Annotated in this window: 12 protein-coding genes, 2 pseudogenes and 1 other annotated feature; of the genes and pseudogenes, 6 read left to right on the forward strand and 8 right to left on the reverse strand. The window is 55.9% G+C overall.

Annotation, left to right across the window (positions count from 1 at the left end; genetic code table 11):
• Positions 1 to 3: 3 nt before the first annotated feature.
• The 7 genes and pseudogenes from MK6180000_RS19860 to MK6180000_RS19880 form a co-directional block, all read right to left on the reverse strand.
• Positions 4 to 489, reverse strand: a pseudogene (locus tag MK6180000_RS19860) (IS110 family transposase); the annotation flags it as partial.
• 235 nt (positions 490 to 724) lie between these two features.
• Positions 725 to 910, reverse strand: coding sequence for a hypothetical protein (locus MK6180000_RS19865; RefSeq protein WP_138936639.1), 186 nt, complete (start codon positions 908 to 910; stop codon positions 725 to 727).
• Positions 911 to 965: 55 nt separating this feature from the next.
• On the reverse strand, positions 966 to 1,094 hold the full coding sequence (locus MK6180000_RS20925; protein WP_281284969.1) for a hypothetical protein: 129 nt from the start codon (positions 1,092 to 1,094) through the stop codon (positions 966 to 968).
• A gap of 208 nt (positions 1,095 to 1,302) precedes the next feature.
• Positions 1,303 to 1,656: a universal stress protein gene (locus MK6180000_RS20810; RefSeq protein WP_246040633.1), complete on the reverse strand. Its 354-nt coding sequence runs from the start codon at positions 1,654 to 1,656 to the stop codon at positions 1,303 to 1,305.
• 141 nt (positions 1,657 to 1,797) lie between these two features.
• Positions 1,798 to 2,031: a hypothetical protein gene (locus tag MK6180000_RS20815; RefSeq protein WP_246040634.1), complete on the reverse strand. Its 234-nt coding sequence runs from the start codon at positions 2,029 to 2,031 to the stop codon at positions 1,798 to 1,800.
• Positions 2,032 to 2,529: 498 nt separating this feature from the next.
• Positions 2,530 to 3,381, reverse strand: coding sequence for a universal stress protein (locus MK6180000_RS19875; protein ID WP_138936640.1), 852 nt, complete (start codon positions 3,379 to 3,381; stop codon positions 2,530 to 2,532).
• Positions 3,382 to 3,393: 12 nt separating this feature from the next.
• On the reverse strand, positions 3,394 to 4,890 hold the full coding sequence (locus MK6180000_RS19880; RefSeq protein WP_138936641.1) for a SulP family inorganic anion transporter: 1,497 nt from the start codon (positions 4,888 to 4,890) through the stop codon (positions 3,394 to 3,396).
• Between the two features lie 72 nt (positions 4,891 to 4,962).
• Positions 4,963 to 5,018 (reverse strand) — a sequence feature (sul1 is cis-regulatory element that is thought to sense ions involved in sulfur or methionine metabolism; They are found in Alphaproteobacteria).
• Between the two features lie 475 nt (positions 5,019 to 5,493).
• Here MK6180000_RS19880 and MK6180000_RS19885 point away from each other — a divergent pair.
• The 6 genes and pseudogenes from MK6180000_RS19885 to MK6180000_RS19910 all read left to right on the forward strand — a co-directional run bounded on the left by MK6180000_RS19885 (position 5,494) and on the right by MK6180000_RS19910 (position 11,969).
• Positions 5,494 to 5,811, forward strand: coding sequence for an HPF/RaiA family ribosome-associated protein (locus MK6180000_RS19885; protein ID WP_138936642.1), 318 nt, complete (start codon positions 5,494 to 5,496; stop codon positions 5,809 to 5,811).
• Positions 5,812 to 5,895: 84 nt separating this feature from the next.
• Positions 5,896 to 6,243 (forward strand): hypothetical protein, encoded by a 348-nt coding sequence (locus MK6180000_RS19890; RefSeq protein WP_138936643.1) that lies wholly within the window; start codon positions 5,896 to 5,898, stop codon positions 6,241 to 6,243.
• A 303-nt stretch (positions 6,244 to 6,546) separates the two neighbouring features.
• Complete coding sequence (locus tag MK6180000_RS19895; RefSeq protein ID WP_138936644.1) at positions 6,547 to 7,491, forward strand: YihY/virulence factor BrkB family protein; 945 nt, start codon at positions 6,547 to 6,549, stop codon at positions 7,489 to 7,491.
• Positions 7,492 to 7,821: 330 nt separating this feature from the next.
• Positions 7,822 to 8,805, forward strand: a pseudogene (gene istA / locus MK6180000_RS19900) (IS21 family transposase); the annotation flags it as partial.
• A gap of 780 nt (positions 8,806 to 9,585) precedes the next feature.
• Complete coding sequence (locus tag MK6180000_RS19905) at positions 9,586 to 11,145, forward strand: ABC transporter substrate-binding protein (RefSeq protein WP_138936645.1); 1,560 nt, start codon at positions 9,586 to 9,588, stop codon at positions 11,143 to 11,145.
• Between the two features lie 404 nt (positions 11,146 to 11,549).
• The gene (locus MK6180000_RS19910; protein ID WP_138936646.1) at positions 11,550 to 11,969 is read left to right on the forward strand and encodes an MbcA/ParS/Xre antitoxin family protein; all 420 of its coding nucleotides are present in this window, start codon (positions 11,550 to 11,552) and stop codon (positions 11,967 to 11,969) included.
• Positions 11,970 to 12,084: 115 nt separating this feature from the next.
• Here MK6180000_RS19910 and MK6180000_RS19915 read toward each other — a convergent pair whose 3' ends face one another.
• Positions 12,085 to 12,636, reverse strand: a complete 552-nt coding sequence (locus MK6180000_RS19915; RefSeq protein ID WP_138936647.1) for a LysR substrate-binding domain-containing protein — start codon at positions 12,634 to 12,636, stop codon at positions 12,085 to 12,087.
• Positions 12,637 to 12,838 lie beyond the last annotated feature (202 nt).

Genomic DNA, 12,838 nt, shown 5'->3' on the forward strand with positions numbered 1-12,838 from the left:
AGTTCACGTATCGCTCACAAGTTGCTCATTCGCAGAGATGGCCTCCTTCATAGCGGAATCTAGCTGCTTGAGATGCTTTTCCTCCTGGGCCAACCGTTCCCTCAGATGGCGCTTCAGAAGAGTTTGCATCGTTGTCTGGATCCGTGTTTTGACCGCGACGCGGTCTTTGATGAGGCCACGACGTGCATTCATCATCTCTCTGAGAACACTGATAATTCCTGACTTTGGGTTTTGCGGAGAGAGTTCCAGAACAGCGCCCATTCTAGCCAAGACCTCGGCATCAACTTTATCAGTTTTGGCAATCCTTCCGGTCGCCTCAGCGAAGCGTCGCGCTTGGCGAGGGTTCACTTTGGAATAAGGTAAATGTGCCTCGGATAAGTTCGTTTCCAGTTGACGGTGATAACACCCTGAGGCCTCGAACACAGTCAGAACGCTTCTGCCTTTTAGCCAGCCCGTCAAACGGTTGATCCCATCTGTGTCGTTGTCGAACTGCCGATGTTCAGTGTGCCTCGGGTTTTATCAAACTTGATGCCCACGTAGTTTTCGATGGTCAGATACTGAGGCGCCTGCTGGACACTGATCTGTCCGATGTGCTGTGTATCGACCGTGACGCGCTGGTCGAAGGCGCGATGAAGGTAGTCGCGAATGATAAGATGCGAGTACAGGACATTGGCAGTGACCTATCTCCTCAATAGCAACGGGTCGGCCAGCACGCACAAAACCTTTACGACTGCGCCGTTTTCACCATTTCGCCCAAGATTACCTTAGCTAGTTCGAGGGGATGTCCTGAATCGTCGCCGATCTCGCGGGATTTCTTATCTCCATCATAGGTGACGGTCATGATACCGTCCTTGTTGCTGTATGCGCCCTCGTATGTCTCGCCCTCGTGGGTGATTGACACTTCTTCCATATGCGTTCTCCTTTGCTCAGTTAGTGCGCTGCCGGTCGGCCAAGACGGTGACTGACTAGATATCCGCCACCTCGCCTAACGCGGCCACAACGGCGCTTTCAGCATCTAGTCCGTTCGGGTCGTGCGGCTTCGCGATCATCTCCACCTGTTCCTCTCTCAAGCGGTGATAGGTTGCGGCTTCCAAGTAACGCTCTTTGGCTATGATCGTCTCATCTGCATTGTGTTCACATGCGCAAGTTCCGCACAAGGCGCATATGAATCACAACAGGAATTCGTCTTAAACGGCTGTTTTATAGCAAATAATAACTTACTGAACTGACATATCCCAAGTAGCGGGGCTTGATGATCTCACAGACTCAGGCCCCTTGACCCGTAGACGGAAAACTATCGAGCTATGCTGGTCCTGGTACGACCAAAACAGGACAGGGTGCCGATCTCGTGACCCGTCGTGCAATAGAAGGATCAAACAAAGCTTCGAGCCAAGAACGGTTCGGAGAACCAACCACGATGAGATCAGCATCACAATCATTAGCATAGTCAACGATCACCTCTTCGATCCGGCCGCTGCGTACCTCAATCTCGGTTTCAACGTTTGAATCAATTTCAGCCCTTAGTTCTGCGAGTTGCTCTTTGCGGTGTTCAATGTTTTTATAGTCATCATTTGCAACTAGAGGAACGGAAATAACCATTGGTCCTGCACCCGATAGCCCGGCCCCCTCGAACGCCGACGGGACAATATTAAGCAAGCACACTTTACCTTACCGCCCGCGGTCTCTGCCATGTCAAAGGCAACATCTGCGATTTCACGATTCAAATCTCGATCAATGGTTGTCACGACCATAATCCGCTGGAAGCGGCTATTCTGAAGGTTTGGGTTCTCAATAGTCTCACGTTCTTTCGAGTTGGATCAACGCTGACTGAAGTTCCTCAATGTTGTATGCTGGAGTTGCTCCAGCCATACCTTCAGACGTCGCCTCCAACTTCTGATCTGCGTCAAGAACCATCGACTTTAGAACTTTTACCTTTTCATCACGGCTGAGTTTGACGTCGCTTAGAACATGACTTGGTGTTTCGAAATAGCGTGAGGGGTTTGATATTCTCGCTTGTGCGTAGGTGGTCATGAGTCTCCTCTTTCACCGCGATTGGAGTCCAATCGGGCAACTTTTGTTGAATAATATATTTTTTCGACCGCCTAGATTGGTTGGGTCAACTTGGAACCAGCGGGCGGCTTGGATATCTTGTTCCAGCACACGCTTCTAACCCAGCTCTCCTGTCGGTATTCTAGCTCCGTCTATTTAAACGTACAGGAAACATTGGAAAAATTCAATGTTAGATGTCGTGTGTGAGTGCTTAGGATTCTTTCCCAATGCCGTACTGAATTCGTGACTAGGCACAACTAAACCAAGCGGCATTAAACCTAACTCAGATGATCTTAGCTGAGCCGCAAAACTGTCCAGAAAAGTAGGACCACTTCAGTTTGTGCAGCAAGGCCATTCGTACCCGTAAAAATAGAATGAAGCAACTTGAAGCATTGCCGGTTGAAACCCACTTTCAGCGGCTTGTTGGGAATATGAAATTGCAATTTCTGGATCTCTTCTCTTGGAAGCCGCATGCAGCCGTCAGCGATATAGGAGGACGGGGATCTTCACCGTCCGGATCATCGCCGTAGTCGTCGATCCGATGATGAGACTTCGGATCCGGCTATGGCCGTATGCTCCCATGACCAGCAAATTGAAGCCCTCATCGGAGACCAGCTTGGCCAGAACCTCCTCGGGCTCGCCGGTGGCGGCGCGAGGTGACGCCAGGATGTTTGCGCCATGGAGCTTTGCAACCGCTTCCTCGGCAGTTGCCTGAGCTCGGGCATTGTCCTGTCCGACACAGAGCACGCAGACGTCGAGATCCTTGAAAGCCGGGCTGACCGACATGCGTTTGATGGCAATGTTGGCGCTGGAGCTACCATCATAGGCGACAAGAACCTTTGAGATTGGCTTGAACTCGCGCGAGGCGGCGAACACCGGCACCTTTGAGATGCGCACGATCCGTTCCAGGTTCGAGCCGAGATGGCCCCTCGCAGAATCTGCGCCTTCACCCCGTTTGCCGATGATGATGGCACGGATGTCGTTCTCGACCTCGCGGACAGCATCAAGGATGTCGCCCTTGCGCAACCGAAGGTTCACGACCGGAACTCCATCCTGCTCCAGAATGGCTTTCGCATCTTCCAGGATGGCGTGTCCTTTCGCCTGAGCCAGCTTGGCCCACTGCTCATCAAGAGACGAAAGCTCTGCTAACAGGGTCGACCGGGCACCGAGGCCCAAGGCGCCCGAAAGATCCGAGGAGGCCGCCCCCTCGCGGCGACCAAGAACGTGCATTGCCTCGACACCCGCATTCAGTTTCTGCGCGATCCAGGCGGTATGGTGACAGACGCTCTCGGAGTAGGCTGAGCCGTCCAGCAGCGTGAGTATTTTGTCCATATCGTTTCTCCTTCAATGCCCCATCAATTGATCCATCGCGCCAGGCTTGTCATGAATGGCAAGCTTGTCGACGATAGTCTCAGAAGCTTCGTTCATGCCGATTATCTGAACATCTGCACCTTCACGGCGCCATTTGAGAATTGCCATGTCCAGCGCCTGAACCGAGCTGATATCCCAGATATGCGCCCGGCTAACGTCGACGATGACACGATCAAGCGCCTCACGGAAATCAAAAGCATCCGCGAAATCCTCGGTCGATCCGTAGAAAAGTTGACCCTCAAGCACATAGGTCCGCTCGCGCCCGTCAGCGGAAAGCATCGACGAAATGCGGAATAGCTGGGCGATCTTACCGGCAAAAAAGATGCCGGACAGTAGCACGCCGACCAACACGCCGATGGCAAGGTTGTGGGTGTAGACGACAGTGACCACCGTCGCGATCATCACGATCGAGGATGAGCGTGGATGCACTTTCAGCGCCTTGATCGAGGACCAAGAGAATGTGCCGATGGACACCATTATCATGATGGCGACAAGGGCCGGCATTGGGATGCGCGCTACGAGATCGCCCAGGCCAACGACGAGGGTCAGCAAAACGACACCTGCGGTGAATGCCGAGAGACGCCCCCGACCACCGGACTTCACGTTGATGATCGACTGTCCGATCATCGCGCAGCCAGCCATGCCCCCGATGAACCCGGTCGCCGTGTTGGCGATGCCTTGACCGATGCACTCTTGATTCCGGTTGGACTTGGTATCGGTCAGATCATCGACAATGTTCTGCGTCATCAGGCTTTCCAGAAGGCCGACGACGGCGACTGCTGCTGAAAAGGGGACGATGATCAGCAGAGTCTCAAATGTCAGTGGAATTTGCGGGATCAGGAAGACGGGCAACGTATCCGGAAGGGCTCCCATGTCCCCCACGGTCCGGACGTCCCAGCCCATTGCAACCACAACCACCGTCAGCACGACGATCGTAACGAGCGGGGACGGCACCGCCGTCGTGATGCGTGGAAAGAGGTATATGATAGCCAGTCCCGCTGCTAACAGTGCATAGGTCAGCCAGCTGACGCCAGGATTACTGAGGTTCAACTCAGGAAGCTGCGCCATGAAGATAAGGATAGCCAGAGCGTTGACGAAGCCTGTCATCACCGACTTTGATATGTAGCGCATGAAGCGCCCGAGTTTGAGAAGGCCTGCCACGATCTGAAGCAGCCCGGCCAAAACAGTGGCCGCGAGCAAGTACTCGAGGCCATGGTCCTTCACGAGGGTAATCATCAGGACGGCTGTGGCAGCCGTGGCGGCCGAAATCATGCCGGGCCGCCCGCCGGTGAAGGCGATCAGAACCGCGATAGAGAAAGAGGCATAGAGACCCACCTTCGGATCCACGCCTGCGATGATTGAGAAGGCGATCGCTTCGGGTATCAGGGCCAGAGCGACGACGATACCGGCCAGCACATCGCCACGGATGTTACCAAACCACTGTTGGCGGTAGTCAGAAATTGAAATCATGAATAGTCCAATACCCTTCGTCGGAATGTCTTTCGCAAGACGGCCCGGCAGTGCAGTTTTAGCATATTTAAGGGTTGTCCGGCGGATCAGCGGCCGGAAGAGCCACCCGGGCTTTCACCGGGTCCTAGCGCTATTAGACGCGCATAAACTTGATTCTTCTCGGAACCTCAAGGGGGCAACGAAGCTCTCTTTGCTATTTGGGAGGTCTATCAGGGTAATGATGACACGATTTTGATCAACTCCCTTCCAGAAGTGATCATTCGTGCAAGATGCAGCGGTGAACAGTCTGGGCATCAAACCAGCCATGCGGCGACGCAGCAAGCGGTCCAGGCCACCGCGCTCGCCTGGTCGACATGAACGGCCCTATGGCGGCCTTGGCCGATTGATCTGACGCAGCGCAGCTTTCTCAGAGAGGGATTGTTCAATCGCGCAGTATATTCAATGGTTGGATGGCAGCTCTATAGGGCAACGCGGACACACGAAAAAGCAGCTTTTTAAAGCGCTTGATCCAGAGCATTGCGCAACGTAGCCCGACGACATACAATTATATCTTAGGCCCAGCCATCCCTTGCATTTGCGAGGGAGCTTTCGAAGGGTATCAGCATGCACATCGAGGTTAGTGCGGACAACAACATCGGCGGGAGTGAAGTCCTCACAAACGTTATCAAGAGTTTGGTTCAACAGGAACTGGCCCATCTCGACGAACATATCACGAGAATTGAAGTCCCCCTCAGTGATCTCAACACCGGCACAACCGGCTGCGAGGAAAATCATTGCATGTTGGAAGCAAGGCTCAAGGGGCACCAGCCCACCGTCGTCAAACATGCGGCTTTAACGTTGGAGCAGGCCACGAAGGGCGCAGCGAGCAAAATGAAAAGCTCGCTGGAGAGCACTCTTGCAAAGCTGTCGGATCGTCATTGAAATACCCGACTAAGGTTTCGTTAGGCAGCGATCCGTTTCCATTGGCAGAAGACAAAACACCTCATAAATGAAAGATCATAGAGTATGGCAGACGAAGAAGACCTTTGGGCTCTTGAAGAACAGTTCTGGACAGAAGGTGCTGACAGCGCGCGGAACATGACCGCGAAAGGCGCTGTTTTTGTTTTCCCATATCCAGTCGGAATTCTTCAGGGAGATTCTCTTTGGCGAGAGAGTACGGTCGCGCAGCGATGGCGGTCCGTCGTCTTTACGGAGCGCAGCTTCAATAGAGAAAAAGATGTTGCTGTGCTGGCCTATCACGTCTCCGCAGAGCGCGATAATATACCGATCTACGAGGCCATCTGTACATCCTCATACCTCCAGGATGACGGGAAATGGCTGCGGATGGCGCACCAGCAAACCCCTGCATCCTAACATCTCGACGGCTCCTGCAAGGGACATTAGCAATGAAGCGAAACTGCCGAGAGAGCGCGAGAACAGGCAGACGCTGACTGCGACATATGGCCGAAAAATTAACGAAAGGCGGCGCTTCAGATGGCCCTGGCAAAGCTGAGCATGGCCCCGGTACGAATCACTCACAGTTGAGTGCAGTTGGTGGTAAAACGCTCGACCAAAGACGTCAGACAATCGGCGGCGAGAAGAAATACAGCTAAGATATTGGGCGGCGCTGATAGTGGCTCCGCCCCAGCCCACCCAATCCGCCTTAGGAATGACCGTATGTCCCGTGGCCGCAACGCCGAAAAGCCAACCGATATTCCGGCAAAAGGCTGGCTGGATATCGCCCTGCGCGTCAAAAATGAAATGGCGAGCGATCATGTCGGCCTAATCGCGGCCGGTGTCGCGTTTTACACGCTTCTGGCGATCTTTCCCGCGCTTACCGCGCTTCTGGCAATTGGTGGCCTGCTGGTCGACCCGACGCAGATCGTGGACGAACTGCAGACCCTGACCAACATCATGCCCCAAGAGGTCGCAACCATCATTCTATCGCAGGCGCAGGATGTCGCAGGCTCGCGTCAAGGTGGCCTTGGTCTAGCGGCGGTTCTGGGTATCGTGCTGGCGCTTTACTCGGCGTCCAAGGGCGTCGGCAGCCTGATCGAAGGGCTAAACGTCGCCTATGACGAAGACGAAACGCGCGGTTTTATCTGGCTCAAAATCATCACCTTTGGGCTAACCGTCGCGCTGATCGCCGGCGCCGTTCTGGTGATGATACTGCTCATGGCCGTCCCCGCCGCGATGGCCTTTGTGAACCTCGGACCCGCGGTCGAAATCGCTGTGGCTGGCGCAAGCTGGCTGTTGATGCTGGCCCTGTTGGCGGTCGCGCTGTCCGCTCTCTACCGGTTTGGCCCAGACCGTGATCAGGCCGAATGGCGCTGGGTGTCTATCGGATCGATCGCCGCTTGCGTCGTCTGGCTGCTGGCCTCGGTCGGCTTTGCCCTCTACGCTTCGAACTTCGGCTCCTACAACGAAAGCTTTGGCTCCCTTGGCGGTGCAATCGTACTGCTGATGTGGCTTTGGATTTCGGCCTACATCGTACTAATGGGCGCCGAACTGAACGCCGAGATGGAAGCCCAGACCCGCTATGACACCACCGTCGGACATGATGAGCCGATGGGCGAGCGGGGTGCAGAAAAGGCGGATCGACTGGGTGAAAGCATGGAGTAATTGGCGCATTGTTTTCGATCTAGCGGTCACTGCTTAGCACAAAACTAGGACCAGATGTCAGTTTTTGGGAACTGGCCTTAGATTTGATGGTTTTCTAGGCAGTCAGCTTGGCAGAAACTGTCGAACGATGTCTTGAGCGATCCGTTGCGGCCGCCGGGTAACCGCATCGACGCAGCACCACGAACTAGGCACTTCGACTGCTATATCTTCACTGAGAACGGCGGTGACAAACTCGGCCGCGGGAGAGGCGGGATGAGCCTGCTGCGGTCGGCGTAAAAGTCGGCCACTCTTGTCCTTTCGGGTGACAGGGAGGGTTGGGGTATTTTCACCGTGGAACTTTACAGGAAGGTCCGTCTTGCTTGTCGAGACGGCATGAGCGCGCGGGCAGCGGCGCGGCATTTCGGGATTTCGCGCGATAGCGTCAGAAAGATGCTGAGTTTTTCGGTGCCACCGGGATACCGGCGCAAAGCTGAGATAAAACGGCCCAAGCTGGATGGGTTCACCGAGATCATTGATGCTTGGCTTGTGCAGTATCAGGGCCGGAACCGCAAGCAACGTCACACGGCGAAGCGGGTGCCGGAACGGCTTCGTGATGAGCACGGCTTCACCGGCGGCTACACCATCGTGAAGGATTACATCCGAGAGCGCGACCGGCGCGGTCGTGAGATGTTCGTGCCGCTGATCCACCCGCCGGGCCATGCACAGGCCGACTTTGGCGAAGCGATGGTCATCATCGACGGGGTCGAACAGAAGGCCCATTTCTTTGCCTTCGACCTGCCGCACAGCGATGCCTGTTACATCAGGGCGTATCCGGCTGCGATCTCCGGGGCCTGGGTCGATGGTCACGTTCATGCCTTTGAGTTCTTCGGCAGGGTGCCGGTATCGGTTATTTACGACAACGACCGCTGTCTGGTGGCGAGCATCCTGCCGGACGGCACACGCAAACGGGCAAAACTGTCCAGCGGCTTTCTGTCCCATTATCTGATCCGTGATCGCTACGGACGCCCGGGCAAGGGCAACGACAAGGGCGGCGTCGAAGGGCTGGTCGGTTATGCGCGTCGCAACTTCATGGTGCCGGTGCCGCACTTTGCATCCTGGGATGAGTTCAATATCTGGCTCGAAGAGCAATGCTGCAAGCGACCGGCGGATACTTTGCGCGGCCATACCGAGACGATCGGGCAGCGGCTGGAACGGGATCTGGAGGCAATGGCCGATCTGCCGGCGGCACCCTTTGACGCCTGTGACCAGACAAGTGGGCGGGTCAGTTCGCAGGCACTGGTGCGCTACAAGACCAGCAATTATTCGGTGCAGGTTGAAACTTTATGCCACCGACAGGACGAAAACATTCATGTTGGTAGGGTCGGTTTGGGTTAGAAAGCAGATCTTTGGCTCAAGCCTAGAGCGCGGTGCGCGCGCCCAGGCGGGGCACCGACCTTGGTGGCCTTGGCAGTCAGTCCTGTTGCCACGGGTTAATCACCTCGACACCCATATCCCGAAAAGGCCGGACGTCCCGCGTGGCGACAGCGAAGCCTTTGGAAAGCGCAATGGCCGCGAGGGCCGCAAAGAGCCGTGTGCTGGAAAGATCGAAGGCGGCAATGCTACCCGCGAACAACCCATCGACAAAGGCGTCGATCAGCTTTTCTAGAGCCGCGCGTTTCTTGCCGGTATCGAGCAGCGCCGCGCCATATAGCAGTTTGGCCGTAGAGCTGAGGCAACAGTGAACTAACGCATGACGGCGTCAGAGGTGAAGCCTTAACGAAAGCGGGTCGGTAGGTTTGCCCTTTCCGGTGTCGATCAGGCCTAAAATTAGATTCGTGGCGTTCGCGCTCTCGGTTGTATTGGCTCATAAATCAACCTATACAAAGCCCACCTTCACAGAACTAAGGCGCAAGCCCTTGGCCGTTGCAATCTGGCATTACGGCATAATAACCTCTGGGGCGCATCTCAGCCCGGCGGCTATTCTAGGCCGACGCAGAGGGCAGACCTTGACACCGCATTGCGCCCGGCTAACCGGGACAAAGGCGCCTCCGCCGAGACGCGTGCAGCGGGACGAGATCCAAGACCTTGAGAAAAATAATAAAAGGGAAGATACACATGTCGCTCATCACGAATGGTCGCCTCGACCGGCGCGGATTTCTGAAGACCACGGCTGCAAGCGGCATCGCCGCATCGCTGCCGCTGGGCGGCGCCATGGCCGCCACACCCAAACGCGGCGGGCATCTGCGCATCGGCAAAGGCCACGGCGCAACCACCGATACGCTGAACCCCGGCATGTTCGAAAACGGCTATACTATCGCGCTGACCTTCGCCAAAGATGGCCACCTGACCGAAGTGCTGGCCGACGGTTCGATCGGCCCCGAAATCGCCGAAAGCTGGGAGGCGTCCGAGGATGCCAAAATCTGGCGGTTCAAGATCCGCAAGGGCGTCACTTACCATTCGGGCAAGGCTGTAACTGTCCAAGACGTCGTCGCGTCGATCAACTTCCACCGCGCCGAAGGCACAACCTCGGCCGCCGGTCCGCTCATTGCCGCGATCCAAGATATCACCATCGAGGGCGACGATACCGTCATCTTTACGCTGGATGGTGGCGATGCAGACTTCCCATTTATCGTCAGCGATTACCACCTGTCCATCCTGCCTGCCACGGATGACGGCATCGACTGGAAATCCGGCGACGGCTGCGGCAGCTACAAGATCAAATCGTTCGACCCCGGCATATCGACATCGCTGGAGCGCAACGAAAACCATTGGCGCGACGACGTCGCATGGTTCGAAAGCATTGAACTGCTGGTCTTGACCGATCAGAACGCGCGCACCACGGCGCTGGTGTCGGGCGACGTCGACACTGTCGACAAGCTGGACCTCAAGACCATCGACCTGCTGTCGCGCTATCCCGACCTCGTCATCAGTTCGATCGCAGGGACGCAGCATTTTACCTTCGCCATGGATTCGCGACAGGATCCCTATGCCGACAACAACGTGCGCCTCGCGATGAAATACGCGATCAACCGCGAGGAACTGGTCGAAAAGATCCTGTTCGGCTACGGCTCGGTCGGGAATGACATTCCAGTTGGCCAGAATCAGCAATTTTACAACACCGAACTGGAGCAGAAGACATACGACCCCGATAAGGCCAAGTTCTACCTGAAGGAGGCGGGCCTGGAGTCGCTTGACGTCAGCCTGTCAGCCGCGGACGCCGCCTTCGCCGGTGCGGTCAACGCTGCAACGCTTTACCAAAACTCAGCTAAGGATGCGGGCATCAACATCAATGTCGTGCGCGAGCCGAACGATGGCTATTGGTCCGACGTCTGGATGAAAAAGCCATTCACAGCGGTCTATTGGGGCGGTCGCCCAGTTCAGGATCAGGCGTTTTCCATCGCCTTCACTTGCGGGGCGGAATGGAATGACGGCTTCTGGTGCAACGAGACGTTCGACGCATTGCTCAAAGAGGCCCGCGCCGAGCTGGATGAGGACAAGCGTCGTCAGCAGTATTTCGAGCTGCAGGAGATCGTCAGCACCCAAGGGTCCGTCGTCATCCCGATGTTCGCCAATTACGTCTATGCCACGACCAAAAAGATCGGGATGCCCAAAAAGGCTGCGTCGAACTGGGACATGGACGGCGAGCGTTGGGCCGAGCGCTGGTGGTTCGCTTGAGAAAAAACCGCTGAGCGCGCGGCTTACCGGCCGTGCGCCCGGTGCTTAAATGGAATGCTGCCGAATCCCAAGTTTGGCATCATTTTTTGGTACTTTACCCCTGAAGAATACCAAGAGGCTTGCGGCGGGCGCGATCTTTCTGGTGAAATTTGCAGACAGCACCTTGTCGAAGCGCATACGAGGGCCAGCCTCGCCAGAGGCACGTTTGCTCGACGGCCAAAAAAGGATCGCTCCACGACATCGCTCGACGGTTTCTGCCAAACTAAAACTAGTTCGTCCGTTTCGCGATTGAAGGAGCCATGCTGCAGGGATCAAAAACGCACGGGCCTTTCGTTTCAAATTAATCCAATCAGTTGTGACCCTTTGACATTGCTGTTAGCCGCTCAATCAAAAGGGAATTAACAATGGATGGCAAGCTCACACGAGCAACCGAGGTCGAACGAGTATCAGAACTCTTAGGACTACCTGAAGAAATCAATGATACAGATTCTCTGATCGCCCAGGTTACAACGGGTCTTCCCACCAAGTCCGTAGAGAAGATTTTAGAGGTAATGAACTCACAGCCAGTACTAAACCTCATTCCTGAACGGGCCTTCCGGCGAGCGAAGGCCGGAAAAATCCCCCTAAGTCCCGACAGGAGTAAGGTCCTATATGATTTTGCGCGCGCATACGTGGCCGCAGACAAAACTCACAGTGGCAACGGTGCCCTGGTGATGCGGTTTCTTGAGAAGCCTAATCCAGATCTTGGAGGCGCGGCTCCAATGGCACTAGCAATTTCGAGCCCTGCCGGTGCTGACGCAGTGATTGAACTACTTAGTAGATAAGCTAACCAGCCTCACGTCGACGCACGTCCTTAAGTGTATTTGTTGTTCTGAGCGGCAATCAGATTGCGGACATTATTTAAAGATGGGCTGATCCTGCGCTCACTTTACTGAACGCTCAGGCGGTGCCGGCCTGGTTCGCCTGCGTCCACAACCACTTGGCGAAGGCGCGCGAGGCGGCCGTCTGGCCCGTCTTTTCGGGAGGGATTAGGTAACATCCCTCCGCCAGCGGCGGCGCGTGATCAAACGGGCGCACTAATCGTCCCCCGGCGATCATGTCAACCACCAGTGTATCATGCACCATGGCGATCCCGGCCCCCTCCAGCGCCACGTTGACGGCAATGCCAAAGGTCGAGCCGCGATTGACCTCGGCCCAGCGATCAAAAGGGCGCGCCTGCGACTTGAACCATGCGTCCCAAGTGCCCGTGAGCCCGGAGCACTCGAATAGCGTCGCCGTCTCCAGATCGAACGCGCCGTCCTGATAATTGGGTCGGCAGACCGGATAGAAGCGATCCTGCGTTAGACGTTCTGCCCCATGAGGTACGTCGCCGTCGCGGGCGAAACGTATCTCGAGCGACGAGGACTCGGTATTGCGCTCCGGGTCCCAGATCGGCGTGACGATGTTCAGCGTGATGCCGGGGTGCGCCGCAGTGCCAAAATTGGCAGCCATGGCTCACCCTCACGAACACGATAGTTAGATACCATCCGGCGGGAAAGCTTTCAGTGCTCCGATAACGCAAGCGGGATGACACACACTGGACAGGTGCTGTAGCACTGACGTCTGTTCAAAAGCGCGAAGCCAGATCGCGTCGACAAGCAGGGACGCAGCTCAACGCCTAGCTTTACCCCGGTCGCCTCGCAGCCATTGAGGG

This window comes from Roseovarius arcticus, assembly GCF_006125015.1.
GTDB classification, from domain to species: domain Bacteria; phylum Pseudomonadota; class Alphaproteobacteria; order Rhodobacterales; family Rhodobacteraceae; genus Roseovarius; species Roseovarius arcticus.